The sequence below is a fragment of the uncultured Sulfitobacter sp. genome (assembly GCF_947500075.1).
Classification (GTDB): Bacteria; Pseudomonadota; Alphaproteobacteria; order Rhodobacterales; family Rhodobacteraceae; genus Sulfitobacter.
The window spans coordinates 273,413-300,110 of record NZ_CANMQS010000002.1 but is presented as its reverse complement, the minus strand read 5'-3'; the positions used below and the strand labels follow the sequence as shown (position 1 = coordinate 300,110).

Annotated in this window: 24 protein-coding genes; 6 read left to right on the top strand and 18 right to left on the bottom strand. The window is 62.2% G+C overall.

Annotated features, from left to right (window positions below):
- Nucleotides 1–98 precede the first annotated feature (98 nt).
- The 5 genes from cobS (at nucleotide 99) to Q1A91_RS06345 (ending at nucleotide 5,821) form a co-directional block, all read left to right on the top strand.
- Nucleotides 99–1,085 carry a cobaltochelatase subunit CobS gene (gene cobS, locus Q1A91_RS06365; RefSeq protein WP_299874538.1) on the top strand — a complete coding sequence of 329 codons (987 nt, stop codon included), beginning with the start codon at nucleotides 99–101 and terminating at the stop codon, nucleotides 1,083–1,085.
- A gap of 148 nt (nucleotides 1,086–1,233) precedes the next feature.
- Nucleotides 1,234–1,629 (top strand): hypothetical protein, encoded by a 396-nt coding sequence (locus Q1A91_RS06360; protein WP_299874535.1) that lies wholly within the window; start codon nucleotides 1,234–1,236, stop codon nucleotides 1,627–1,629.
- Between the two features lie 75 nt (nucleotides 1,630–1,704).
- Nucleotides 1,705–3,582 carry a cobaltochelatase subunit CobT gene (gene cobT, locus Q1A91_RS06355; RefSeq protein WP_299874532.1) on the top strand — a complete coding sequence of 626 codons (1,878 nt, stop codon included), beginning with the start codon at nucleotides 1,705–1,707 and terminating at the stop codon, nucleotides 3,580–3,582.
- A 66-nt stretch (nucleotides 3,583–3,648) separates the two neighbouring features.
- Nucleotides 3,649–5,442 carry an aminopeptidase P family protein gene (locus tag Q1A91_RS06350; RefSeq protein ID WP_299874528.1) on the top strand — a complete coding sequence of 598 codons (1,794 nt, stop codon included), beginning with the start codon at nucleotides 3,649–3,651 and terminating at the stop codon, nucleotides 5,440–5,442.
- A gap of 34 nt (nucleotides 5,443–5,476) precedes the next feature.
- Entirely contained in the window at nucleotides 5,477–5,821 is a 345-nt protein-coding gene (locus Q1A91_RS06345) for a DUF427 domain-containing protein (RefSeq protein WP_299874525.1), read from the top strand.
- Here the strand turns inward: Q1A91_RS06345 and Q1A91_RS06340 are convergent, their stop codons facing one another.
- The 16 genes from Q1A91_RS06340 to Q1A91_RS06265 all read right to left on the bottom strand — a co-directional run bounded on the left by Q1A91_RS06340 (nucleotide 5,822) and on the right by Q1A91_RS06265 (nucleotide 22,762).
- Nucleotides 5,822–7,507, bottom strand: coding sequence for a chloride channel protein (locus Q1A91_RS06340; RefSeq protein WP_299874522.1), 1,686 nt, complete (start codon nucleotides 7,505–7,507; stop codon nucleotides 5,822–5,824).
- An 84-nt stretch (nucleotides 7,508–7,591) separates the two neighbouring features.
- Nucleotides 7,592–9,241, bottom strand: coding sequence for a DNA repair protein RecN (recN, locus tag Q1A91_RS06335; RefSeq protein ID WP_299874519.1), 1,650 nt, complete (start codon nucleotides 9,239–9,241; stop codon nucleotides 7,592–7,594).
- A gap of 27 nt (nucleotides 9,242–9,268) precedes the next feature.
- A complete protein-coding gene (locus tag Q1A91_RS06330) occupies nucleotides 9,269–10,141 on the bottom strand; it encodes an outer membrane protein assembly factor BamD (RefSeq protein ID WP_299876133.1) in 873 nt (290 codons plus the stop codon).
- Between the two features lie 230 nt (nucleotides 10,142–10,371).
- Entirely contained in the window at nucleotides 10,372–11,295 is a 924-nt protein-coding gene (gene lpxC / locus Q1A91_RS06325) for a UDP-3-O-acyl-N-acetylglucosamine deacetylase (RefSeq protein ID WP_299874517.1), read from the bottom strand.
- Nucleotides 11,296–11,501: 206 nt separating this feature from the next.
- On the bottom strand, nucleotides 11,502–13,181 hold the full coding sequence (gene ftsZ, locus Q1A91_RS06320; RefSeq protein ID WP_299874514.1) for a cell division protein FtsZ: 1,680 nt from the start codon (nucleotides 13,179–13,181) through the stop codon (nucleotides 11,502–11,504).
- Between the two features lie 176 nt (nucleotides 13,182–13,357).
- Nucleotides 13,358–14,692 carry a cell division protein FtsA gene (gene ftsA / locus Q1A91_RS06315; RefSeq protein WP_299874512.1) on the bottom strand — a complete coding sequence of 445 codons (1,335 nt, stop codon included), beginning with the start codon at nucleotides 14,690–14,692 and terminating at the stop codon, nucleotides 13,358–13,360.
- A gap of 31 nt (nucleotides 14,693–14,723) precedes the next feature.
- Nucleotides 14,724–15,608 carry a cell division protein FtsQ/DivIB gene (locus tag Q1A91_RS06310; protein WP_299874509.1) on the bottom strand — a complete coding sequence of 295 codons (885 nt, stop codon included), beginning with the start codon at nucleotides 15,606–15,608 and terminating at the stop codon, nucleotides 14,724–14,726.
- Nucleotides 15,596–16,474, bottom strand: a complete 879-nt coding sequence (locus tag Q1A91_RS06305; RefSeq protein ID WP_299874506.1) for a D-alanine--D-alanine ligase — start codon at nucleotides 16,472–16,474, stop codon at nucleotides 15,596–15,598. The genes Q1A91_RS06310 and Q1A91_RS06305 overlap by 13 nt, the downstream gene beginning before the upstream one ends.
- Before the next feature lie 129 nt (nucleotides 16,475–16,603).
- Nucleotides 16,604–17,536, bottom strand: coding sequence for a UDP-N-acetylmuramate dehydrogenase (gene murB / locus Q1A91_RS06300; RefSeq protein ID WP_299874503.1), 933 nt, complete (start codon nucleotides 17,534–17,536; stop codon nucleotides 16,604–16,606).
- Nucleotides 17,537–17,577: 41 nt separating this feature from the next.
- Complete coding sequence (locus Q1A91_RS06295; RefSeq protein ID WP_299874500.1) at nucleotides 17,578–17,859, bottom strand: hypothetical protein; 282 nt, start codon at nucleotides 17,857–17,859, stop codon at nucleotides 17,578–17,580.
- Nucleotides 17,856–18,122 (bottom strand): DUF2484 family protein, encoded by a 267-nt coding sequence (locus tag Q1A91_RS06290; RefSeq protein WP_299874498.1) that lies wholly within the window; start codon nucleotides 18,120–18,122, stop codon nucleotides 17,856–17,858. The genes Q1A91_RS06295 and Q1A91_RS06290 overlap by 4 nt, the downstream gene beginning before the upstream one ends.
- Entirely contained in the window at nucleotides 18,119–18,370 is a 252-nt protein-coding gene (locus tag Q1A91_RS06285) for a DUF2484 family protein (protein WP_299874495.1), read from the bottom strand. Before Q1A91_RS06285 ends, Q1A91_RS06290 begins: the two co-directional genes overlap by 4 nt.
- Nucleotides 18,367–19,788, bottom strand: a complete 1,422-nt coding sequence (murC, locus tag Q1A91_RS06280) for a UDP-N-acetylmuramate--L-alanine ligase (protein WP_299874493.1) — start codon at nucleotides 19,786–19,788, stop codon at nucleotides 18,367–18,369. Before murC ends, Q1A91_RS06285 begins: the two co-directional genes overlap by 4 nt.
- Nucleotides 19,785–20,885, bottom strand: a complete 1,101-nt coding sequence (locus tag Q1A91_RS06275; RefSeq protein WP_299874491.1) for a glycosyltransferase — start codon at nucleotides 20,883–20,885, stop codon at nucleotides 19,785–19,787. The genes murC and Q1A91_RS06275 overlap by 4 nt, the downstream gene beginning before the upstream one ends.
- An 11-nt stretch (nucleotides 20,886–20,896) precedes the next feature.
- Nucleotides 20,897–22,069: a putative lipid II flippase FtsW gene (ftsW, locus tag Q1A91_RS06270; protein ID WP_299874489.1), complete on the bottom strand. Its 1,173-nt coding sequence runs from the start codon at nucleotides 22,067–22,069 to the stop codon at nucleotides 20,897–20,899.
- A 165-nt stretch (nucleotides 22,070–22,234) separates the two neighbouring features.
- Nucleotides 22,235–22,762, bottom strand: a complete 528-nt coding sequence (locus tag Q1A91_RS06265; RefSeq protein ID WP_299874486.1) for a redoxin domain-containing protein — start codon at nucleotides 22,760–22,762, stop codon at nucleotides 22,235–22,237.
- A 112-nt stretch (nucleotides 22,763–22,874) separates the two neighbouring features.
- Here Q1A91_RS06265 and Q1A91_RS06260 point away from each other — a divergent pair, with 112 nt between their 5' ends.
- A complete protein-coding gene (locus tag Q1A91_RS06260; protein ID WP_299874482.1) occupies nucleotides 22,875–24,065 on the top strand; it encodes an NAD(P)/FAD-dependent oxidoreductase in 1,191 nt (396 codons plus the stop codon).
- A 26-nt stretch (nucleotides 24,066–24,091) separates the two neighbouring features.
- Here the strand turns inward: Q1A91_RS06260 and murD are convergent, their stop codons facing one another.
- Both murD and mraY read right to left on the bottom strand, forming a co-directional pair.
- On the bottom strand, nucleotides 24,092–25,492 hold the full coding sequence (gene murD / locus Q1A91_RS06255) for a UDP-N-acetylmuramoyl-L-alanine--D-glutamate ligase (protein ID WP_299874479.1): 1,401 nt from the start codon (nucleotides 25,490–25,492) through the stop codon (nucleotides 24,092–24,094).
- 94 nt (nucleotides 25,493–25,586) lie between these two features.
- On the bottom strand, nucleotides 25,587–26,669 hold the full coding sequence (mraY, locus tag Q1A91_RS06250) for a phospho-N-acetylmuramoyl-pentapeptide-transferase (RefSeq protein WP_299874476.1): 1,083 nt from the start codon (nucleotides 26,667–26,669) through the stop codon (nucleotides 25,587–25,589).
- Between the last annotated feature and the right edge of the window lie 29 nt (nucleotides 26,670–26,698).

Genomic DNA, 26,698 nt, shown 5'->3' with positions numbered 1-26,698 from the left:
TTTCCCCCGCGCAGACCTTGCACGGGGGCCAGATATGTTGCACCACGGGCGGCGTTATGCAGCCCATCCGGGGCAGCACCCCAGCAAGGACGAAAGACATGGCCGACGGCGCGCTCGATATCGACACAAAACCAACTCAGGAGATCAGCGTCCGCGAAGTCTTCGGAATTGACAGCGATATGACGGTGAAGGGGTTTGCCGAGCACTCTGACCGCGTGCCCGATCTGGACAGCACCTACAAGTTCGATCCCGACACCACGCTGGCGATCCTTGCAGGCTTCAACAACAACCGCCGGGTGATGATTCAGGGCTATCACGGCACGGGCAAATCGACGCACATCGAACAGGTGGCAAGCCGTCTGAACTGGCCCTGCGTGCGGGTGAACCTTGACAGCCACATCAGCCGGATCGACCTGATTGGCAAAGACGCGATCAAACTGCGCGATGGCAAGCAGGTCACCGATTTTCAGGAAGGCATCCTGCCCTGGGCCCTGCGCAATCCCACGGCCATCGTGTTTGACGAATACGACGCGGGCCGCGCGGACGTGATGTTCGTGATCCAGCGGGTGCTGGAAGTGGACGGCAAGCTGACGCTGCTGGACCAGAATCAGGTGATCGAACCGCACCCCTATTTCCGCATCTTTGCGACGGCCAACACCGTGGGTCTGGGCGACACAACGGGCCTCTATCACGGCACCCAGCAGATCAACCAGGGCCAGATGGACCGGTGGTCATTGGTGGCGACGCTGAACTATCTCAGCATCGATGCGGAGACCGCGATCGTCCTGTCCAAGAACCCGCATTACAATACCGCTGAGGGCCGCAAGACCGTCAAGCAGATGGTGACCGTGGCGGACCTGACCCGGACGGCCTTCATGAACGGGGAGCTGTCCACCGTGATGTCCCCCCGGACAGTGATCGCATGGGCGCAGAACGCCGAGATTTTCCGCAACGTCGGCTATGCGTTCCGTCTGTCTTTCCTCAACAAATGTGATGAGTTGGAGCGCCAGACGGTTGCCGAGTTCTATCAGCGTTTGTTTGATGAGGAACTGCCAGAAAGTGCGGCGAGCGTCAGCCTCGGCTGACCGCTGCTGCGGCATAATCCGCGCCGAATATCGCTATTGTTGATCACACGCAGGCTTTTCGTGGCCTGCGTGTTTCATTTTGTGCTGAAAACACAGGTTGAAACCCGATTTTAATCAGCGACACAGGTTTCTGTCATAAAATCGTAACATGACTGTTTTTTGTGCGATTCGGCGCTATTTTAGCACATGGGCCCTTCTTGCTGCCGCCAGCAGCGCGTCGGCCCTGCCGTCCTCTCCGTCCCAACAGGCAGAGGCATTTGCGATTTGCGCAGGCCGCTATGCCGCGCAGGCCTCGCAATCTACCGAGTTCACCCAGCCCCGCGCCAACCGCGCCATCTTTGAAGATCTGCTGGACGCCGTCCTGCCCGCGGCCGAAGCCTACGGCATGCCAAAGACCCACGCAGCCAATGCGAAATTCCAGGCGTGGCGCGACCATGCCTATCTGCACAACGACGCCAATTTCGCCACCGATCCCGGCCGTCAGGCCCGCGCGGCAGCGCGGCTGGCCCGTGACATCTCGGAATGTGACGCTTTGGTGCTCTGACACCGCGCCGCTCCCCCTATCTTTTTCGCCGCAAAGGCATGGTCTTCCCTGTCTCAAGCGCTCTATTATGCGGCTATGAGCAAGCCATCCGACAATCCCGCCGACGCCTTCAAAAAGGCCCTCGCCGAAGCCTCCAAGGTGATGGCCAACGATCCTGAGTTGAGCGTCACCTATTCCGTCGACCCATCTGGTCTGTCGGGCGAAAACATGCGTCTGCCGCAGGTCTCCCGGCGCATGACGCGCGAAGAGGTGCTTCTGGCGCGCGGGACGGCGGATGCGCTGGCGCTGAACCGGCGCTATCACAATGGCCAGACCCACGCGAAATACGCGCCGCAGGGAGAGATGGCGCGCGACCTTTATGAAGCGATGGAAACCGCCCGCTGCGAAGCCATGGGCGCGCGCGACATGCCCGGCACGGCGGGCAACATCGACGTGAAGATCAAACATGAGGCCCTGCGCAAGGGCTATGATCAGGCCAAACAGGCCAGCGATGTACCGCTGGCCACGGCTGCGGGATACCTTGTGCGCCATCTGGCCACGGGCCGCGACCTGCCTGCCGGGGCGGAAAACGCCATGGAGTTGTGGCGCGGGTTCATCGAGGATCAGGCCGGCGGCACGCTGGAGAATGTCGACGAGATCCTGCACGATCAGGCCGCGTTCTCAAAATTTGCGCGGCAGATGATCTCTGACCTCGGTTACGGCGATCAATTGGGCGATGACCCGGATCAGATGGACGAGGACAATCAGGACGAAGCCGAAGAAGGCGCAGAAGAGGAACAGGATCCCGACAGCACCGGTCAGGACGACGACGAACAGGAAGACACCGAAGGCAGCGCGGAGCAGTCTCAGGAAGACCAGCAGGACACGTCGGAGGCGCAGGTCTCCATGGACGATATGGCCGATCAGGAACTTGGTGAAGAGGCGGAGATGCCCGAAGGCGACGCGCCGATGGAGCCGCCTGCCCCTGCGCCCGTGTCGGACGCCGACCCGAATTATCTGGTCTATATGGACACCCATGATGAGGTGATCGGCGCAGAGGATCTGGCCGAACCGGTGGAACTGGAACGCCTGCGCGCCTATCTCGATCAGCAGTTGGAGCCGCTCAAGGGCGCCGTGAGCCGTTTGGCGAACAAGCTGCAACGGCGCTTGCAGGCGCAGCAGAACCGGTCCTGGGAGTTTGATCTGGAGGAAGGCACGCTGGACGCGGGCCGTCTGGCGCGGATCGTGGCGAACCCGACCACGCCGTTGAGCTTCAAGCAGGAAAAAGACACCGAATTCCGCGACACCTGTGTGACGCTGCTTTTGGACAATTCCGGCTCCATGCGGGGCCGTCCGATTTCGATTGCGGCAATCTGCGCGGATGTTCTGGCGCGCACGCTGGAGCGGTGCAATGTGAAGGTGGAAATCCTCGGCTTTACCACCCGCGCGTGGAAAGGCGGTCAGGCGCGGGAGGCGTGGCTGAACGATGGCCGCCCGGTGCAGCCGGGGCGTCTGAACGATCTGCGCCACATTATCTACAAATCCGCAGATGCGCCATGGCGGCGGACCCGGCCCAATCTGGGGCTGATGATGAAGGAAGGTCTGCTGAAAGAGAACATCGACGGGGAGGCTCTGGAATGGGCCCACCGCCGGATGTTGGCGCGGCATGAGGCGCGCAAGATCCTGATGGTGATTTCCGACGGTGCGCCGGTGGACGATTCCACCCTGTCGGTGAACCCGGCCAACTATCTGGAAAAACACCTGCGCGATGTGATCGCCATGGTGGAGCGCAAGAAGGCCGTGGAACTGCTGGCCATCGGCATCGGCCATGACGTGACACGGTATTATGACCGGGCGGTGACGATCACGGATGTGGATCAGCTGGCCGGGGCGATTACGGAACAATTGGCGGCGCTGTTTGACAGTGATCCGCGGGCACGGGCGCGTGTGATGGGCATCCGTCGCGCGGGGTGATGGTGAGGGACTGGAGGCCAGCCTCCAGACCTCCGGGTTTTTTTAAACCATTTGGAAGGAGCAGTGATGTTTCAATCATTTGAGGTGGCATCGCGGCCGGAACAGGGGCCGCCCCGGTTGCAGGCGTTGCGTGAAGCCATGGCGGCTGCGGGCGTGGATGGGTTTCTGGTGCCGCGGGCAGATGCGCATCAGGGCGAATATGTCAGCGCGCGGGATGAGCGGTTGAAATGGCTCACGGGCTTTACCGGATCAGCCGGGTTCTGTGTGGCCTTGCAGGCGGGTGCCGGGGTGTTCATCGACGGGCGGTATCGCACGCAGGTGAAGGGGCAAGTGGCGTTGGATCACTTCACGCCCGTGCCCTGGCCCGAGACGTCGATGGCGGATTGGTTGCGGGAACAATTGCCCAATGGCGGTGTCGTGGGTTTTGATCCCTGGTTGCACACGCCGGGGCAGATTGAAGCGGCAGAGAAGGCGCTGGCGGGCACGAGCGTGACGTTTCAGCGGTGCGCCAATCTGGTGGATCAGATCTGGGCGGATCAGCCGGAGGCACCGATGGCACCTGCCAAGGTGCATCCGCTGGAGTTTGCAGGGGAAAGCCACGGCGACAAGCAACGCAGGCTCGGGGCCGCGATTGCCGAAGCGGGCGCGGCCTGTGCGGTGATCACCCTGCCAGACAGCTTGTGCTGGTTGTTGAACATCCGGGGCGCGGATATTGCCCATAACCCGGTGGCGCATGGATTTGCGGTTTTGCATGTCGATGGGCGGGTCGATCTGTTCATGGATGCGCTTAAACTGGCGGAAGTGTCGGACCATCTCGGGCCTGATGTGACACCTCATGCACCCGAACAGGTGCTGGCGGCGCTGGCCGCGCTTGAAGGGCCCGTCTTGCTGGAGAAATCAACGGCCCCCATCGCAATTGCCGATGCCCTGGGCGACAAGGTGCACTGGGGGAGTGACCCTTGCGCGCTGCCCAAGGCCTGCAAGAACGATGCGGAGATTGCGGGTAGCGCGGAGGCGCATCTGCGCGATGGGGCGGCTTTATGTACCTTGCTGGCATGGCTGGACGCGCAGCCCGCGGGCAGCCTGCGGGAGACGCAGGTCGTCAGCCAGCTGGAAGGCATTCGCCGCAAGGACAACGCCCTGAAAGACATCAGCTTTGAGACCATTGCAGGCACCGGGCCGCATGGGGCCATCATGCACTACCGTGTGACCGAGGAGAGCGACAGCACGCTGGAAGGCGGGCATTTGCTGGTGCTCGATTCCGGCGGGCAGTATCTGGATGGAACCACTGACATTACCCGCACCGTGCCGATTGGGACACCGCCAACGGAGGCCGCGCAGGCGTTTACCCGCGTGCTGGCAGGCATGATCGCCATGAGCCGCTTGCGCTGGCCTGCGGGGCTGGCCGGGCAGCATATCGAAGCCGTCGGACGCCTGCCGTTGTGGATGGCGGGGCAGGATTTTGACCACGGGTTGGGCCACGGGGTTGGCGCATATCTCAGCGTGCATGAAGGCCCGCAACGGCTCAGCAAGATCAGCGATGTGCCCCTGCTGCCGGGCATGATCCTGTCGAATGAGCCGGGATACTACCGCGAAGGGGCCTTTGGCATCCGCCTTGAAAACCTGCTGGTGGTGCGCCCTGCGCCCGATCTGCCGGGCGGCGATGCGCATCGGGAGATGCTGTGTTGGCAAACGCTCAGCTTTGCGCCCATTGACCGTCGTCTGATTGTTACAGAGCTGCTGGATAAAGACGCGCGCGACTGGCTCAATGCCTATCACGCTGAGGTTGCGACAAAAATCGGGCCGCGGGTATCGCCGGAGGTGAAACTGTGGTTGGATGCCGCAACAGCGCCTGTGTAAGGCGCGGTAGAGGACTGGTTGAGGGGGAAGAGACATGGCAGATTACATCACCATCAAGAAGGCACCGGGCACCTGGACCGTGCGCGCAGGCGGCGCGGTTCTGGGCGAAAGCAGTGCGGCGCTTGAACTGCGTGAAGGGGAATACCCCGGCGTGATCTATTTTCCGCGGGGCGATATCGCCATGGCCTTTCTGGATGCCACCGACACCACCAGCCATTGCCCGCACAAGGGGGATGCGCGGTACTTTGATGTCGTGACCAAAAGCCGGACGCTGAAAGACGCGGTCTGGTCTTACGAGGCGCCCAAAGATGCGGCGGCGGACATCAAGGATTATCTGGCCTTCTACGGCGTTGAGGAAATCACGGTTGAGCAGATATAGCTACGAATGCTCTTCCGCCGCGGTGGCCGCAAGGGCGCGGTTGTAGGCTTTCAACGCATCCACATGGAAGAGCGCGCCCAGCAATTCGGGCGGCGCGTCGGGGCTGAGCGCCACCACCGGCAAGAACCGCGCGCCTGACTGCTCAAAGACCGGCATCGCGGCTTCAAGGGTGGCCGCGCCATCGATGTAGGTGCCTTCGTTGATCAGCGCCCAGCATTGTTCCTCATCTGCGGCGCGGTCATCATCCGGGCGGCGCATGATCCGGGCCACAAGGAACATCGACAAAAGATAGGCTTGCGGACCTGCCGCGAGATGAATGCCGCGCCGTTCGATCTGGGTCAGGAAGAAACTGCGGTCCACGATCCGGGACGACAGCGCCGTCGACATGCTGACCGCCACCATCACGGCCAGCCCTGTCTGCCAGTCCCCCGTCAACTCAAACACGATCAATGTGGTGGATATCGGCGCGCCCAACACGGCCGCGGCCACCGCCCCCATCCCCGCCAGCGCATAGAGCGAGGAAGAGCCGGAGACATCCGGAAACACGCCCGTGGCAATCAGACCGAACCCGAGGCCCGTCAGCGCGCCGATCATCAGCGACGGGGAAAACACGCCCCCCGCCATGCGCCCACCCAAGGTGATCGCAACAGCAGCCACCTTGAGGATGGTGAAGATGATCACGTCCCACAGCCCCAACTGCCCGGTCAGCGCCAGTGACGTGGTTTCATACCCCACACCGATGATATGCGGGAACCACAGCGCGATCACGCCCAGTATCATCCCAGCCACCGCCGGGCGCAGCCAGCGCGGCCAGCCGGTGCGGTCTTGCACGTAGTTGCCAAAATCCTCGGCCCAGAAAATGCTGCGCATCAGCGCCACCGCGACAATCCCGCAGGTCAGGCCCAACAGCAGGAAGGCCGGCAGTTCGACGTAGAATTGCAGTTCGTTATACGTGGGCAGCGAAAATTCCGTCACCCCGCCAAACTCGATCCGGTTGATCACCGTGCCTGCGGCAGAGGCGATGACGATCGGGGCAAAGGCATGCACAGCGAAGTGGCGCAACACCACTTCCAGCGCGAACAGGGCCCCCGCAATGGGCGCGTTGAAGCTGGCAGAAACGGCGGCGGCCACCGCGCAGCCCAACAGATCCCGCCCGGTGATGCCATCGGCGTGCAACCGGCGGCTGACCCAGGTGGAGATCACCCCGGCCATATGCACCACAGGCCCCTCCCGGCCCGACGAACCGCCCGTGCCCAGCGTGATCAGCGACGCAATGGCGGAGGCGACACCGGCCCGCGTCTCCACCCGGCCGTCGTGCAATGCAGCGCCGAGGATCACGTCAGAAACCGACCGCGCCCGCGCGTCATGGGTGAAATTGTGCAGGATCAGCCCCACGACCAAACCGCCGCAGGTGGGGATCAGCACGATCCAGTACCATGGCAACCCGGTCAGGAAACTGTGCAGGGTATAGACGTCTTCGGTCCCGTAAACAGTGGTTTGCAACCAACTGATCCCCTTGCGGAAAAACAGGGCCGCAAACCCGGCGGCGATCCCGATCAGCAGGGCAATGAACCAGAAGGTGATCTTGCCCGGCCCCCGTTCGCGCATCACGTGCCAGCCTTGTTTGCACGCCGCTTTGGCAGCGCTGATCTGCCCGGCAAGGAAGGAAGGCGGTGGGGTGGTCATGGCACCATAACAGGGTGCGCGGGGTGCAGGGTCAAGCAGATGGGCGATAATTCGACGTGATGCCCCTGTTCGCGTCCCATGGTCCTACCCCGCCAGCAAAGCCTTGGCCGCAGCCCGTGCGGCTTCGGTGATGGTATCGCCGGACAGCATCCGGGCCACCTCATCCACCCGTTCCGGCGCATCCAGCGGCACAACGGTGGACGTCGTCACGCCCTTGTGCACGGCCTTTTCCACCCGCCAGTGATGGGCGCCAAGGGCCGCCACCTGCGGGGAGTGGGTCACAACCAGCACCTGCCCGTCGGCAGACAGGGCCGCCAGCCGCCGCCCGACCGCATCCGCCGTGGCACCGCCGACGCCCCGGTCAATCTCATCAAAAATCAGCGTAAGACCCGTCTGGCCCTTGGTCAGGCACACCTTGAGCGCCAGCAGGAAGCGGCTGAGTTCGCCGCCCGACGCGATCTTGCCCAAGGGTCCGGCAGGCGCGCCGGGGTTGGTGGCCACGGTAAAGGACACGTCGTCCTGCCCTTCCGGGCCCGGATCGCTTCCCGTGATCTGCGTGGCAAAGACCGCGCGTTCCATCTTGAGGGGTGCAAGTTCGCCGCTGACGGCCTTGTCGAGCTTTTGCGCAGCCTTGGTGCGGGCCTTGGTCAGCGCGTCCGCCGCTTCGGCATAGTCCGCTTCGGCCTTGCGCACCGCTGCCTGAAGCGCAACCTGCGCCGCTTCGCCAGCATCAAGCGCGTCCAGTTTTGCCCGCAGCGTTGTAGCGTATCCCGCCAGATCATCCGGAGCGACATCGTGTTTACGGGCCAGCGCGCGGATCGCGAACAGGCGCTCCTCCGCCTCCTCCAGCTCAAGCGGGTTGAAGGTCATCTTGTCGACCGCATCTGCCACACCGCTGAGCGCATCATCCAGTTCGAGCATCGCGCGGTTCAGGGCAGCCATCGGTGCCTCCAACGCGCCTTCGGCCCGTTCCGCCGCCCCATCGAGCCAACGCAGGGCATCGCCCAGATGCCGTTCGGCCCCGGATTGTCCCATGATTTCATAGGCATTGATGACATCGGCGCGGATTTTCTCCGCGCTTTGCATCTGACGGCGTTTGGTGTCCAGCGTGGCTTCTTCCCCCTCTTCGGGGGACAGCTTGTCCAGTTCCGCAACGGCGTGGCGCAGGAAATCTTCCTCTGCCGCGATGGCCGCGCGTTGCGCTTCCGCAGCAGCGGCAGCAGCGCGGGCCGTGCCCATGGCCGACCACGCCTTACGCACTTTTTTCAGCGCCGCGGCGTTGCCTGCAAAGTCATCCAGAATGTTGCGGTGCCCGCGCGGGTTCAGCAAACCGCGATCATCATGCTGGCCGTGCAGTTCAACCAGCGTCTCCGACAAGGCGCGCAGGGCTTCGCCCGAACAGCGGCGGTCATTGACCCATGCGGTCTTGCGCCCTTCTGCCGTGTTGATGCGGCGCAGGATCAACTCATCCCCGCCGGGCAAACCCGCCTCTTCCAAGACCTGATGGGCCGGGTGATCGGGGTCCAGATCGAACCATGCGGTCACTTCGCCCTGCGCGGCCCCTTGACGGACCAGATCGGCCCGGCCCCGCCAGCCCAGCACAAAACCAAGCGAATCCAACAAGATAGACTTGCCCGCGCCAGTCTCACCGGTCAGCACGTTCAAGCCCGGCTGGAATCCAAGCTCCAACCGGTCGATGATCAGCATGTCGGAAATATCAAGTCCGCGCAGCATGGTGGTCCACCCAAGCGGCGGGGCGCGTTACAGCCACTCGCCTTTGATCGTCTGACGATAGATCGAGCCGAGCCAGTTGTCCCTGTAGAACGCAGGCTGAAGGCCCTGCCCGGTCAGCAGTTTGTAGCTGTCCTCATACCACTCGGAGCCGCGATAGTTGTGACCCAGAATGGCGCCTGCGGTCTGCGCTTCCTGCGTCAGGCCAAGTGACAGATAGGATTCGACCAAGCGGTGCAAGGCTTCGGCAGTGTGGGTGGTGGTCTGAAATTCCTCAACCACAACCCGGAAGCGGTTGATCGCAGCCGTATAGTGGTCGCGGCGCAGGTAATAGCGCCCGATTTCCATCTCCTTGCCCGCGAGGTGATCAAAGGCAAGATCGAACTTCAGAATGGAGGATTTGGCGTATTCGCTGTCTGGATAGCGTTCGATGACATCGCGCAGGGATTGCAGCGCCTGAAAGGTCAGGCCCTGATCGCGACCCACTTCGTCAATCTGGTCATAATAGCTGAGCGCGAGCAGATACTGCGCGTATGCCGCATCGTCATCATCGGGGAAAAAGTCGATGTAGCGCTGCGCCGAAGACCGGCTGTTGGGGTAATCCTTGTCCTGATGATAGGAAAACGCCTGCATGATCAGCGCGCGCTTGGCCCAATCAGAATAGGGATACAGACGCTCAATCTCAGAGAAGTAGAAGGCCGCCTGACCGGGTTTCTTGCGGTTCAGCTCATATTCGCCACGCTCGAAAATCTGCTCAGCAGTGTAGGTTTCAAGCGGAATCTCTTGCGGATTGAAGAGGTTAGAGGTCACACGGCCAGCACGGTCCACCGCGCCGCATGCCGCAAGGGCCGACAGCGCAAAAACTGCACCTATCATCCGCTGACGCGACTTTGCACCCGCCATGCCTGCACCCTTCGTCTCAACACTCAATGGGGTCAAAGCCCCTTTTGCAGATTGCTAGCACATTAATCTGGCTAGCAAAACGCCGTTTGCACTTTTCCGCGCGGGCGTCACCAAAATGCGATAGCGCGGTTCTGGCTCCACGTCTGATCGGAATACATTGCTTTGGGAGAGCCTTCAATGGGCGCGTGCGACGATTGCGGACAACTGCCGTGATTGTGCGCGGCGCGGCATCACGCAACTTGTGGAATTTCGTCCCAGACCAGCCCATGCCCCGGCAGGCGGGCGGCGGTTTCGGCATCGCAGGTGATCATGCGAATGGCGCCGGGTGTCGCAAAAACCTTGCGCAGCAAGGTGTTGGTCAGGGCATGCCCTGCCCGTTTGCCGGTGTAATGCCCCAGAAGCGGCACCCCCGCCAGCGCCAGATCACCCAAGGCGTCCAGCATCTTGTGGCGCACAGGCTCATCCGCGTGGCGCAGACCGCCAGGGCTGAGCACTTTGTCACCGTCGAAAACCACCGCGTTCTCACCTGAATCACCACCCAGCGCCAGCCCATTGGCCTGCATCGTGTCCACATCCGCCTGACGGCAGAACGTGCGGCTGTCACATAGCTCGCGCGCGAAAGAGCCGTTGTTCATCACCAGCGACTTCTGCTGATGGCCAATGGCTGGATCGACGAAATCAATTTCAAAATCAATGCGCAGCGTGTCGGAAGGGGCGATCGTGGCCGATGCGTCTCCTTCGGTGACGGTGATCTCCTTGAGCACTTCGAAGGCCATCACGGGGGCCGCCAGCTTGCGAATGCCGCGCTGCATGATGCCGCGCACGAAAGGCGCGGCAGAACCGTCCAGGATCGGCACTTCGGGGCCGTCAATTTCGATCAGTGCGTTATGAATACCGCATCCGGCCAGTGCGGCCATCAGATGCTCTACCGTAGAGACGGACAGACCCGTGGCATTCTCCAGCTTGGTGCACAGCGGGGAGCGGTTGACCGCATCCCAACGCGCAGGGATCAAACGGTCGCCGAGGGCGACATCCGTGCGCGAAAACCATATACCATGATGGGCACCCGCCGGACGGATCGTCAGCGTGGCAGGTGCACCTGAATGCAGGCCTTTGCCACCGAAGCTGATCGGGGATTTGATCGTGTTTTGCACGTGCCTAACCTCAGGTTCATAGATCGCTGTCTAAGTTGAACCCTGAGGTACGCGTTGGGTTGCAAAGCCTCAACTCAATCTTTGCAACGGACTGAAACATGGCTGTAACACTTGGGCCGAATTGCGCTGATCGCATTTCAACTCTTTGAAACAAAAACGAAAAAGGGCTGCCCGAAGGCAGCCCCTGATACACGGTGTTTTTTGACTTAATTCGCCTGACGGCGCAGGAAAGCCGGGATTTCGATCCGTTCCTGATCCGGATCAGCCGCTTCCTGTGGCTGTGGTGCTGCGGCAGCTGCCCGGTTTTGAGGCTGCTGAACAGGTGGCTGCTGGCGCACGGGACGGGCTGCGGGTGCCTCCCCTTCCGCATGGCCGGTCATCCGGTTGATCAGCGAATTGATCCCAAAGCGGGGCTTGTCGCCACCCTGCGCTGCGGGCTGCGCCCCAGCGGCAGGTGATGCCTGCGGTGCCGGAGCAGATGCTGCCGGAGACTGCTGCGGTGCCGCTTTCTGAGCTGCGGCGCGCAAGCGGGCCAGTGCTTCGGGTGACGGTGTGCCGGGTGCAGGTGCGCGTGGGGCGACAAAGCTCTCTGGCTCTGCTTCGATGCTGTCTTCATCGCGGCGCGGCTCAAATGCGGTGACCTGTGGCTGGTATGCAGGGGGTGGCAGATCATCTGCGGTCTGCCGCTGCGCCCGCTCGGCGAACATGTCTTCGACACGCTCTTCCGCCACAGCACGCTGGGTCGCCAGATCTTCGAACAGCGGTGCCTGATCACCCTCGTCTTCATAAACTTCCGCGGCGGCGGCAACAGGGGCGGCCTTTGCAGCAACTGCTGGCGCGCGGTCTTCTTCGGCCTCAACCTGCGGCTGTAGCGGCGCGCTCATGGAGCGGCGCGGCACAGGGATCTCGGTCTTCACGCCGGACGCATCGATGCCCGTTGCCACAACGCTGACGCGCATCGTGCCGCCCATGCCCTGATCCAGCGTGGAGCCCACGATGATGTTGGCATCCGGATCCACTTCCTCGCGGATGCGGTTGGCGGCTTCGTCCAGTTCAAACAGGGTCAGATCATCACCACCGGTGATGTTGATCAGCACGCCCTTGGCACCCAGCAGGGAAATCTCGTCCAGTAGCGGGTTGGCGATGGCTTTCTCAGCCGCCTGAATGGCGCGATCTTCGCCATCGGCCTCGCCTGTGCCCATCATGGCTTTGCCCATCTCATCCATCACGGCGCGCACATCAGCAAAGTCGAGGTTGATCAGGCCCGGACGGACCATCAGGTCCGTGACACCTTTCACACCCTGATACAGCACATCATCCGCAAGGGAGAATGCTTCGGTGAATGTTGTCTTCTCAGTGGCCAGACGGAACAGGTTCTGGTTGGGGATAATGATCAGCGTATCGACAACCTTTTGCAGGGCCTCAACACCCTCCTCGGCCTGACGCATGCGTTTGCCGCCTTCAAACTGGAAAGGCTTGGTCACAACACCAACGGTCAGGACACCCAGCTCCCGCGCGGCCTGCGCGATGATCGGTGCTGCGCCCGTCCCAGTGCCGCCGCCCATGCCAGCAGTGATAAAGCACATGTGCGCGCCCGCCAGATGATCAACGATTTGTTCGATTGATTCTTCAGCAGCAGCCGCCCCGACAGAGGCCCGCGCGCCCGCGCCCAGACCTTCGGTGACCTTGATGCCCAGTTGCACGCGATTATCGGCCTTTGCCTGCTGCAACGCCTGCGCGTCGGTATTCGCAACAACGAATTCAACGCCATCCAGTTGTTTTTCGATCATATTATTGACCGCGTTGCCTCCAGCACCACCGACACCGAAAACGGTGATCCTTGGCTTGAGGTCTTCATGTCCTGGCATCGAAAGGTTGAGTGTCATCTGCTAATCCGCCTGTTTTTTTGGCCCATATCCCGTGGGCGTCTTCATTTCGCAATTCATGCAATCTTAACGATTGACGGCCCCAACGTCACCTAGAAAACACGGAATTACCGCTAAATATGGGCAAAAACTTGCCTCTTTCGTCTCCATCTTGGCAGCACCACCGCATATTGTGGTCACCAGTTGTCCCGAAACCATTTGACCGCACGCTTCAAGCTGCGCGACGGATACCGATCTGCGGGAATGTCGAAGTCCCACCATTCGTCCTGCGGGTGCGCCGCAAACAGTGACAGCCCCACCGCCGAAGAAAACCCCGGCCCGGTTGCGGCTTGTGGCAGACCATGCACGCGCAAAGGCCGCCCCAACCGCACCTGCTGGCCCAAAATCTTGCTCGCCAATCCGTCCAGTCCGGGGATCTGACTGCCGCCGCCTGTCAACACGATCTGCTGGCTGGGCAAATGATCAAACCCTGCCGCATCCAGACGCACGCGCACCTCTTCAAGGATCTCTTCAACGCGCGGGCGCATGATGCCGATCAGTTCCGCGCGGCTGACGGTACGGCGGTCATGTTCATAATCGCCCGTATCGCCGCCAATTTCGATCATCTCACGGTCATCCATGCCGGTGGCGTGCACCCCGCCATAGAATGTCTTGATCCGCTCGGCTGTTGTGGTCGGCACCTGCAGGCCTTTGGAGATGTCGGAGGTCACGTGATCCCCGCCCATCCGCACCGCATCTGCGTAAATCATGTGTTTCTTGATAAAGATCGACACGCCCGTCGACCCGCCGCCCAGATCAATACAGGCCGCGCCGAGTTCCTGCTCATCTTCCACCAGCGATGAAATGCCCGAGACATAGGAGGACGAGGCAATCCCGGCCAATTCCAGATCACAGCGTTTGATGCAATGGGCCAGATGCTGCACAGCGGCGGCATCAACCGTCAGCATGTGCATGTCCACAGACAGCTGGTTGCCCAACTGGCCGCGCGGATCGGCAAGACCCGACCGGTGATCCAGTGCAAAGTTCACGGGCTGGGCATGAAGCACCTCGCGGCCCTCGCCATATTCCGGCACGTCACATTCGGCCAGCACCCGCGCCACGTCCTGCTCACTGACGGATTGGTCCTCAACCTCGATCATTGCGTCCAGACCATAGCTGCGCGGCTCCGCACCTGAGAAACAGGCGATCACGTGATCGACGCGGATGCCCGCCATCTTCTGTGCCGCCTGCAATGCGGTGCGGATCGCGCGCTCCGTCTCGCCCATGGCGCAGATCTCTCCGAACTGAACGCCGCGGGACCGTGTGGTGGCCGCCCCGATCACCCGAAAACCGGACTGCCCGGCCAGCGATCCGATCTCGCCTTCTTCGCCCAAAGACGTGGCCCCGTCAAAGCGCAACACCAGGCAGGCAATCTTGGAGCTGCCCACATCCAAAATCGCAACCACACCACGTTGCATCGCAACCCTGCGCATGTTCCGCATGGAGCGTTGGCTGTCGTAGAGGTCCATCATTCTTGGTCTGCCTTATACAAATCTGTCCCTGTCATTGTCCTGACAGCTCTTTTATCTGCCACCATTTCTCGGTGGCTTCTTCGGTCATGCGGACGGTGGGCCTGTGCCCCAGCCGCATGTCGACCCGTGCAACATCGCGGGTCAGAACCTCTTGCGCGCCTTCCAGCGCGATCACCCGGTCCAGCGCTTGCAGCGCGCCGGTCTCGGGCAGCAAAATGCGCTGGCCGCGGTCCAGCACCACGTCCCAGCGCCGCTCTCCCATCCGCACCAATCCGTGCATCCGGTCGCCCAACGCCGCGCCTGCCTTGATCAGGCTCAACGCCTCCGGCACATGGCGCGCCGCCCCATCGCCCGCGATCAGCGGCAGGTCGGGATGTTCCGCGCGGGTGGAGATATAGCTGACAAGGGCGCCATCGCGGTCGATCAGGCTCAGCCCCTTGGCGTTGCGCCAGATGGCAACCGGAATGCGCGGCGTAATCTGGATGTGCAGAATGCCACCGGGTTTGACCCGCACACCGGCACTGCGCACACCGTTGATCGCGGTTATCTGGGCCTTGAGGTCCGGCAGGTTCAGATCGAACGAGGTCATGGGAAATTCCAGCGGCAGGCTGGCGCGCACTTCTGCGGCCAGTGCCGGGTCCGCGCCATCAATGGCCATCAGCTTGACCATGAACTCCGGGCGTTCCTCGATGCTGGTGCGGGCCTCTGCCAGTTTTTCGACAATCGCGCCGCGCCGCTTTTCATCGGCCAGATAAAGCCCACCGGCAATCAGGGCGAGGCAGAATGGCAGGCCGACACGCAGGGCAAACCGGAAACCCGGCGTCAGCATCAGACGCTGCAACCGCCAGGACCAGCGCGACGGCGCGGGATCGCTGCGTGTGGCGGCGGGGTCGGATCTGCGGATCAACGCGCGCATGAGGCATCCTCCACCATCCAGGCACACAGATCGGGAAAGGAGATGCCGCAATGCTCCGCCTGTTCGGGCGTCAGCGATGTGCCTGTCAGACCCGGCTGCGTGTTTGTCTCCAGCAGGATCAGCCCTGCGGCACCCTTGCTTTCATCCCAACGGAAATCCGTGCGGCTGACGCCTTTGCAGCCCAGCGCGTTGTGCGCACGCAGGGCATAGTCGAGGCAAAGCGCGTATATATCTTCGGGGATATCCGCCGGGACCACATGCGCGGAGCCGCCCTCTTTGTACTTTGCGTCATAATCATACCAGCCCGTTGTCAGAATATCCGTCACGCCCAGCGCCCGGTCGCCCATCACCGTGGTGGTCAATTCACGCCCCGGCACGAACTGCTCCACCATCACCACATCGGGCATGTCACCATCCAGCTGCGGCGGGCTGTTGGCCGCCTCGCGCACCAGATAGACCCCGACGGAGGAGCCTTCATTGTTGGGTTTCACCACATAGGGCGGGGCCATCACATGGGCCGCGCGCACCTCATCGGCAGCGACAAGCAGGCCTTCGACCACCGGCAGCCCCTCGCCGCGATACACATCCTTGCTGCGCTGTTTGTCCATCGCCAGCGCGGATGCCAGCACGCCCGAATGCGAATAGGGAATCCCCATCCATTCCAGCAGGCCCTGCACGCAGCCATCTTCACCCCAGCGGCCATGCAGGCAATTCAGAACAGCATCAGGGGCAATATCCGACAGCACAGCAGGCAGGTCGGGGCCAGCGTCGACCTCTACCACCGTGTAGTCTTTTTCCCTCAGCGCCGCTGCACATGCCTGTCCTGTAGACAATGACACCTCGCGCTCCGCGGAGGGGCCACCCATAAGTACCGCCACTGTGGGGTTTGTCCTGCTCGACATACCCAAAGTATTTGCCTTTTTCCGGGCCCGTTTTCGGGTCCCAATTTTTGCCGCTCTACCGCTTTTGCGGCTTATTGTTTCACGCGTTTGGTGTTACGTCTCCCCAACGCGCATGATTTCCCATTCTAGCCTGATCCCGGCTGAATCGTAAACCTTTTTCCGCACCTCTTCGCCCAATCCTTCAAGGTCCGCAGCGGTCGCGTTTTCGGCGTTCACAAGAAAGTTGGCGTGTTTGAGAGACATCTGTGCCCCGCCTCGTTTCGCGCCCCTCATCCCGGCGTCCTCAATGACCTTCCACGCCTTGAGATCATGCACATCGTCCGCCATGCCCGTGCTGGAAAAACCTGCCGGATTGCGGAAGGTGCTGCCTGCACTCCGGTCTTTAGTGGGTTGGGTTTCATCACGTTTTGCCAGTTGGGCTTCCATCCGGGCGTGCAGGTCGGCGGGCTCCCCTTTGGGCGCTTTGAACGTGGCAGAGACCAGCACCGCACCTGTTGGCAGATCGCTCTGACGGTAGCGGAAATTCAGGTCATCTGCGGTCAGGGTGATCACCTCGCCATCGCGGGTCACCGCCGTGGCAGAGGTGAACACATCCGCCGTATAGCTGCCGTAACATCCTGCATTCATGCGCAAAGCCCCGCCGATGCTGCCGGGAATCGTCCGCAGGAAGGTCAGGTCCAGCCCATGATCCGCCGCTTTGCGCGCCACATGCGCATCCAGCGCGGCGGCCCCGGCGGTGACCAGGTCGCCCTCCACCTCAATTGTATTGAACCCACGGCCCAGCCGGATCACCACCGCGCGCAGGCCGCCGTCGCGCACAATAAGGTTGCTGCCCACGCCGACCGGGAACACCGGCATGTCCTCCGGCAAAGCCTTGAGGAAGGCGCAAAGGTCTTCGACATCCGCTGGCTGAAAAAGGATATCCGCCGGGCCGCCCACGCGCAGCCACGTCAGCTCCGCCATCGGACGGTGAGCGGTCAGTCGGCCCCGCACGGGGGGCATATTCTCAAGGGAGAGCGCGGTCATGGCGCGGAGGTAACGGCAATCGCGTCAGCCGTCAAACGCCTCTACTCAACCCGGCTCGCCTGCAACTGCCGCGCCAGACGCCCGGCAAGCCACCCGATGCCAAAGGCAAACACCGCATAAAGCAGCAGCGATGCCTCCGCCAGCAGCGCATTTGGATCCAGCGGATGGGCTTTCAGCCCCGCCGTGATCCACAACATATTCACCCCCAGCCCCACCAGAACCAGTGCGGCAAAGCGGGCAAAGCGTTTGTGGTATCCGGTCCAGCCAATGGCCAGCATCCAGACAGCCAGAAGGGCGATCATGCTTGTAATGGTCAAACTCATTCAGCTGGTCCTCTCCAGTTTTGCGCCCCCCGCCGCAGCCAGCGGCCCAGATAGATCATCGGCCAGCGCAACACCGAACAGCCGCCCGCCAGCACCAAAAGGCCTACCCAGGGCCCGTGCTGGACCGTGACATAGCCGACAATCGGGATGCCGATGGCGATCAGGATATAGGCGTTGCGCCAATGGTTGTCCTTGCTGGGTGTCATCGCCAGCACATTGGCAATCAGCGCCCAAAGGCAAGCGAGTGTGAGGGAAAGGCTCATCTCGGCAGCTCCGGCTTTTCGCCGCGCAGCCGTGCCCAGAGATAGCGCAGCGGATTGCGGAACATGGACACAAAGGCCAGCACCGCCACCAGCGATGCCAGCCACCCCACGTGGATGCCAATCGCGATGATCAACACAGGCGCGGCAATCAACAAGGCAACACCGGGAATATACTGATGCCGCATCGGCAGCATCGCCACCGCGACGGAGGCAAAAACCCACAACACACACAGCCACAGCAAGGTCACGCCGCCGCTCCCTTCATGGCCTGCAAGCGTTCCGGCAGGTCATTGGCCCAGGTGCTGATCGTGCCGGCCCCCAGACAGACCACCATATCGCCGGGCACCGCCTGTTCGCGCACCAGCCGCGCCAGATCGTCCAACCCCGTCACCGCGCGGGCGTGGCGGTGGCCGTGGCGGATCAATCCGGCCACCAGCCCGTCGCGGTCCGCCCCTTCAATCGGGTCTTCGCCCGCGCCATAGACCTCGGCAATGCCCACGACATCCGCGTCGTTGAAACAGGCACAGAAGTCATCAAACAGGTCGCTCAACCGGCTGTAGCGGTGCGGCTGATGCACGGCAATCACCCGCCCCTCCGTCGCCTGCCGCGCAGCTTTCAGGACGGCGGCAATCTCAACCGGGTGGTGGCCGTAGTCATCAATGATCGTCACGCCGTCAACTTCGCCAACTTTCGTGAAACGGCGGTTAACGCCGCCAAAGGCCGCAAGGGCCGCGCGGATTTCTTCGCGTTTCATGCCCAGATGCCGCGCGACCGCGACAGCAGACAAGGCGTTGAGGATGTTGTGATCCCCCGGCATCGGCAGGGTGCAGCCTTCGATCACCATGTCCTCGGACTGCAAATGAATGTCGAAATGCGCCACGCCGTTCTTGTAGGTCACATCCACCGCGCGCACATCCGCCTGCGCGTTGAACCCATAGGTCATCACCCGGCGGTCACTGATCTTGCCCACCAGCTTCTGCACTTCCTCGTGATCGGTGCAGCAGACGGCCAGCCCGTAGAACGGAATGTTGGAGACGAAATCCAGAAACCCCTGCCGCAGCGTGTCGAAATCGCCCCAATGCTCCATATGCTCGGGGTCGATGTTGGTCACGATGGCGATGGTCGCAGGCAGACGGTTGAAAGTGCCGTCGCTCTCATCGGCTTCCACGACCATCCACTCGCCCTGCCCCATGCGCGCGTTCGAGCCGTATGCATGAATGATCCCGCCGTTCACCACAGTGGGATCAATGCCCCCCGCCACCAGCAATTCCGCCACCAGTGTTGTGGTCGTGGTCTTTCCGTGCGTGCCGGCCACCGCGATGTTGGATTTCAGCCGCATCAGTTCGGCCAGCATCTCCGCCCGGCGCACAATCGGCAGGCCGCGTGCACGTGCCGCGTCCAGTTCCGCGTTACCCGGTTTGATGGCAGAGGAAATGACCACCACTTCCGCGTCCTCAATGTTTTGCGCCTTCTGCCCCTCAAAGATCACAGCCCCCAGATCCGCCAGACGGTCGGTGATCTTGGACGCTTTCAAATCAGACCCCTGCACCCGGTAGCCGTGGTTAAGCAGAACCTCGGCGATGCCGGACATACCGATGCCGCCAATGCCGACGAAATGGATGGGGCCCACATCGGTGGGCAATTTGGTGGCCGCTGCTGCGTTCATGTCTTTTTTCCTTCCGCGGCAAGGTTTTCTACCATGCCTGCCAGTGTTTCCGCCGCTTCCGGTTTGCCCACGGACAATGCCGCGTTCGCCATCTGCAACGCACCTTTCGGGTTGCTCATTACCATTTCAATCTGCTCTGTCAGCGCCTCGGGGGTCAGCGCGCTTTCGGGGACCATGATCGCAGCACCAGCTTCCACCAACCCGCGCGCATTGGCGGTCTGGTGATCGCCCGTGGCGGCAGCATAGGGGATCAGGATCGACGGCCGCCCGATGATGGAGATGTCGGCCACACTCGACGCGCCTGCGCGGCTGATCACAAGCTGCGCCTCCGACATCCGGCGTGGGACATCGTCAAAGAACGGCTGCACATCCGCATCAATGCCCGCTTCCGCATAAAATTCCGCCACCCGCGCGCCGTCTTCATCGCGGGCCTGATGGCTGACACGAATGTTGCGCAGCATATCCATTGGCAAACCGGCAACGGCAGGCGGCACCACGTCGCTGAGGATGCGCGCGCCCTGGCTGCCCCCCATCACCAGCACTTCCATCGGGTAATCGCCGGGCGGGATATAGGCGGCCCCCGCCCGCTCCAACACGGTGGCGCGCACCGGGTTGCCGACATGGGCGCTCAGCGCCTCTTCCGGCAAGACGGTGGGCCAGGTCCCGCAGGCCACACCCGCAACGCGGGTCGCAAAAGCCGCATTCACGCGGCCCAGCACGCCGTTTTGCTCATGGATCATCCGCGGCAGCCGCAAGATCACCGCGGCGCCCAGCGCCGGGATCGACGGATACCCGCCAAAGCCCACAACAACCGCCGGCTTGTCGCGAAACATCCGCCAGGTCGCCTTCAACACGCCCATGGCGATCTTCGGCGCAACCGCAGCCTTGGCCATCAGCCCCCCGCGCGCAAAGGTGGCGGAGTTGACCTGCACGATCTCCACCGCCTGCGGAAACCCGCCCGTATACCGCGCGCCGCGCGCATCCGTGCTCAACCGCACGCGCCAGCCGCGCGCCAGCATCACCTCGGCCAGAGCCTGCGCAGGGAACATATGCCCCCCGGTCCCTCCGGCAGCGATGATAAGCAGCGGCGCAGTCATCATGGTCCCTTTCAGCGCGATCGCGCGGTTCGGCCAAGTATATCAGAAATTTCGCCCTGGGGGCGCGACCGGGTGAAAGCCAGCAACATGCCCAGCGCAATACCGCTCGCGATCACGGATGAGCCGCCATAGCTGACAAACGGCAGCGTCATGCCTTTAGCAGGCAACAGCCGGACTGCAACACCCATATTGATCATCGCCTGCACCGCGAACATACAGGCAAGCCCCGTGCCCGCCAGCCGGATGAAGGGATCGCGCTCCCGCACCAGCCTGAGCAGCGACCGCACCACGATGCTGGTATAAAGTGCGATGATGCACAGCACCAACACCAGCCCGTATTCCTCTGCTGCGACAGCGATGATGAAATCGGTATGGGCATCCGGCAGCGACCATTTCACCTGCCCCTCTCCCACGCCCACACCAAAGAGACCGCCTTCGCGTATGGCATTGGTGGCATAGCCCAGCTGCGTTGTCGGATCGACATCAGGGCTCAGAAACCCGTCAATGCGGCGCGCGAAATGCTCGGAATGCGCGTAGGCTACCGTGCCCGCAATCACCACCATCGCGGCCATGCCCACCAGCAGCACCATCGGCGCACCGGCCACGAAATACATCACGCCCCAGCCAAACAGCACCAGACAGGCCTGCCCGAAATCAGGCTGCATCGCCAGCATCAGCACGATGGAGATGCACAAGGCAAAGGACCACGCCCGCCCCGGCGGGCCGTTGATCTCCAGCGACGCGGCCATCATCCAGGCCGCAACCACCACAAAGCCGGGTTTGAGGAATTCTGACGGCTGGATCGACGCAAAGCCCAGCGAATACCAGCGCATCGCCCCTTTGCCGAAATCCGTGCCAAAAAACGGCAGGAGGGCCAGCGCCACGAATGACACCACAAACCCCAGCACCGCCAGCCGCCGCACAAGCGTCGGGGACATCATCGAGGTCAGCACCATCGCAACCATCGCCAGCGCCCCGAAAAACGCCTGCCGCTGCACGTAATGAAAGGGCTGAAAGCCGTTGCGCTCCGCCAGTGGCACCGATGCCGCAAGACCCAGCAACAGCCCCACCCCAAACAACGCCAACACGCAGGACAAGGTCCACCGGTCCACGGTCCGCCACCATTTGGGGATAATCGGCTCACCGTCCCGCACCGGGACTGCGCCATACACCATCTCAGTCATGGTATTCTGCCTTACACTGCCTCGCTCACCGGATGTGCAACGTGTCCCCGTCGCCTTGTCCGACTGCCCCTTTTTCGGAGCTTTGGCCATGTATAGCTGGTTTTCCGGCCGCAGGCCAGCGTTTGTTCGGCCCCGCCCGAATGCGCAGGGCCCTGCGCTGGGGCCTCAGGCGCTCTGCCGCATGCCGCGGATCGGGTAATCATTGGCGCGCACGAACTTGATGCCGCCCAGCAACCCCTCCAGATCAGGCCGCGCGAAGGGCGCGTTGGAGATGTCGATGATCTGGATCTTGCCCGCACCGTTGATCACAAAGGCGCCGGGCTCGGGGAACGGGCGATCCGTCTCCTGCGGGCTGCGCGGGTCCGAGATGTAAAGGCCAAGCTGCGCCATCTGCTCAAGGCTCAGGTCATAGCCCACCGGTAGGGTGAGCCCCATTTCATCGGCCATCGCCTGCGCTTTGTCCTGTGGATCGCCTGACAGGGTGACCACATCCACGCCTTCGGCATGATAGGCAGGCGTCAATTCTTCCAGCTTGGCCAGATAGGTCTTGCACTTGGGACAATGCAGCCCGCGATAGACCACGACCAATTGCCAGTCCCGCCCCCCTTCCGGCTGTCCGAGGGTGAGCGTCCCACCGCCCAGTTTGGACACAGTGGTCAGGGGAAAGGCAGCGCCTGCGTTCAATCCGGGCATGGGGTGGTCCTTTTCGTGTTAACTCCTGCCCACAGCTACGCCTCTCGGGCGCAGCCACAAGCCCTTTCACGGCAACTTGACTGTCCGCCTGAGGCAAGGCAGAGCCTGCTACATGCAGTTTGACACCACGATCATCGGCGCAGGGGCCGCAGGCATGATGTGCGCGGCCCATGCCGACGGGCGGGTGCTGCTCGTTGATCACGCCAAAGCACCGGGTGAGAAAATCCGCATCTCCGGCGGCGGGCGCTGCAACTTCACCAACATGCACTGCGGCCCCCACGCCTTCCTCAGCCAGAACCCCCATTTCGCCAAATCCGCGCTGGCCCGCTATACCCAGTGGGATTTTGTCGGCCTGGTCGATGCCCATGGCATCGCGTGGCACGAAAAGACCCTCGGCCAGCTTTTCTGCGATGTCTCCGCCAAGGAGATCATCGCGATGCTGCGCGCCATGATGCAGGCGCAGGGGGTCGATCTGCGCCTCAAGACCTCCGTCAGCGGGATCACCAAGATCGAAAGCGGCTTCGACCTTGATCTGGAAACCCCCGAGGGCACGCAGCACATCTCAACCCATACCCTCGTCATCGCCACAGGCGGCAAATCCATCCCCAAGATGGGGGCCACCGGCTTTGCCTATGACGTTGCGCGTCAGTTCAACCTGCCTCTGACCGACACCCGCGCCGCCCTCGTGCCCTTCACCTTCGATCACGGCCGTTTTTCGGAAATCTCCGGCGTCGCCACCCCGGCCCGCGTCACCGCAGGCAGCGGCACATTCGACGAAGCGCTCCTTTTCACCCACCGCGGCCTCTCCGGCCCTGCGGTGTTGCAGGCGTCGTCCTACTGGCAGGAAGGTCAGGACATCACCGTCAACCTCAGCCCGGACGCGGACATGTTCGACACCCTGCGCAACCGCCGCCCCAAAGCCGGCAACCGCAACCTCAGCACTGAACTGGCCACCCTGCTGCCCGCCCGTCTGGTGGAGCATCTGAGCCATGAGATCGATCTGACCGGCAACATCGCCGATTGCCCCGACACCCGCCTACGCGGCATCGCCGATCACCTCAGCACATGGCGCCTGCGCCCCAACGGCACCGAAGGGTATCGTACCGCAGAGGTCACTTTGGGCGGCGTCGACACAACCGCCCTGTCGTCCAAAACCATGGCGGCCAAAGATGTGCCGGGTCTTTACTTCATCGGAGAAGCCGTGGACGTCACAGGCTGGCTCGGCGGGTATAACTTCCAGTGGGCGTGGTCATCCGCCATGGCCTGCGCCGACGCCCTGCAGCAAAGCGTTAACAATAAGTAAACAAATTCAACGGGGTAACCCATGGGTTACGCCGCCGTCACCTGCGCCACCTGCGCGGCAAAATCCTCGCCCCGCCGCTCAAAACTGTCATATTGATCAAAGCTCGCCGCCGCCGGGGCCAGCAGGACCACATCGCCCGCCTCGGCCTCTGCGGCAGCGCGTGCCACAGCCTGCGCCATGGTCCCGCAGACTTCAGCTTCCACGTTCAGCTGCATCGCAAAGGCCGCCGCCTCCCGGCCAATCACATAGGCCTTGCGCACATGGCCCACGGCATCCGCCAACCCGCCAAGCCCGCCTTCTTTCTCCAACCCGCCACAAATCCAGCGGATGTTGTCAAAAGCCGCCAACGCCTTGGCAGCGCTGTCCACATTGGTGGCCTTGCTGTCATTGACATAGCGCACGCCCCCCACTTCCGCGATGGTCTGCGAGCGATGCGGCAAGCCCCCGAAGGAATGAAACGCCTGTTCGATCACCTTCGGTGCCAGCCCCAGCGCGCGCAGTGCCGCAAAAGCCGCGCAGGCATTCTGATGGTTATGCGCCCCCGGCATGCCAGCCACCTTGCGCAGATCAACCGAGGCCACCTGCTTGCCGCGCCGATATTCCGACAAGAACCCCTTGCGCGCAAACACCTGCCAGCCGGGCCCGCTCAATTTCTGCTCTACGCTGATGCGAATGACCCGGTCATCCCCGCGCCCCTCGCTCAACTGCCCGGCCAGAAACCGGCCCTCAATCTCATCCACGCCAATCACCGCCCGGTCCGGCCCGCCTTCTGCAAACAACCGCCGCTTGGCGGCGAAATAGCCGCCCATGCCATGATGCCGGTCCAGATGATCGGGGCTGAGATTGGTGAAGACGGCAATATCCGGCGTCAGGGCGCGGGCCAGTTCGGTCTGATAACTCGACAGCTCCAGCACCACGACCTCACCGTCAATCGCCGGATCCAGATCCAACACCCCGCGGCCAATGTTGCCCGCCAACTGGCAGGGCCTTTGCGCATGTTCCAACACATGATGGATCAAGGCCGATGTGGTGGATTTCCCGTTCGACCCCGTGACCGCAATCACCTTGGGTGCGATATCAAAACTGTCCCACTCCCCTGTCGCGAAACTCTGAAAAAACAGCCCAATGTCATTGTCCACCGGCACGCCTGCCTGCAAAGCCGCCGCCACAATCCTGTTCGGCGCAGGATACAAATGCGGAATGCCGGGCGAGACGATCAACCGCGCCACATCGTCAAAATGATCCGCTGTCTTGAGATCGCGACACAAAAACCCTTCCGCTTCCGCCGTCTCCCGCGCAGCCCGGTTGTCATCCCAACAGACAACCTCCGCCCCACCAGTCACCAAAGCCCTTGCCGCGCTCAACCCAGAGCGCCCCAATCCAAGCACGGCAACCCGCGCGCCACTAAGCCCTTGAACCGGTATCATCTCAAGCCCCCCATCTTTTCTCTACAAATATCCCGGAGGTCTGGAGGCAGAGCCTCCATCAGGGCAAAGCCCTGCTCTGGACCAACACCAGCCCTCACCGCACCTTCAACGTCGCCAACCCAACCATCGCCAAAATCAACGAAATGATCCAAAACCGAATGACAATCTGCGGCTCCGCCCAACCCTTCTTCTCATAGTGATGATGAATGGGCGCCATCAGGAACACCCGCTTGCCCGTGCGCTTGAAATAGATCACCTGAATGATCACACTCAGCGCCTCGACCACAAACAACCCGCCGACAATCGCCAGCACCAACTCGTGCTTGGTCGCCACCGCAATCGCCCCCAGCGCACCGCCCAGCGCCAGCGATCCCGTGTCGCCCATGAACACCGCCGCGGGCGGGGCGTTGTACCACAGGAACCCAAGGCCGCCGCCGAATATCCCGGCGGTAAAGATCAGAATTTCTCCCGTGCCCGGCACATAATGCACATCCAGATATTCGGTGAAATCGACCCGACCCACCGCATAGGCAATCACCCCCAGGGTGCCTGCGGCAATCATCACGGGCATGATCGCCAGACCGTCCAGACCGTCCGTCAGGTTCACCGCATTGGCCGATCCCACAATCACGATCACCGCGAAAGGCACAAACAGATAGCCAAGGTTGATCAGCGTGTCCTTGAACACCGGCATCGCCAGTTGATACTGCAACCCGTCCGGATGGTACTGCGCCGCCCAATACCCCGCAATCGCGGCGATGAGGAACCCGAAGAGCAGCCGCACCTTGCTTGATGTGCCCTTGGTATTCTGCTTGGACACCTTGGCATAATCATCCACAAACCCGATCACCGCAAAGCTCATGGTGACAAACAGCACCAGCCAGACAAAGGGATTGTCCAGCCGCGCCCAGAGCAAGGTTGAGGTCAGCAACGCGCCGACAATCAACAGCCCGCCCATCGTGGGTGTGCCCGCTTTGACAAAATGCCCCTCCGGTCCGTCATCGCGAATGGGCTGACCCTTGCCCTGCTTGCGCCGCAGCACGGCAATCAACGGTTTGCCAAAGATAAATCCGAAAACCAGAGCCGTCAGAAACGCGCCGCCGGCCCGGAAGGTGATGTAGCGAAAGAGGTTATAAAAGTCGCCACCATCCGACAGCAGGGTCAACCAGTAGAGCATCGTGCACGTCCTCACTCATCATCTTGTGG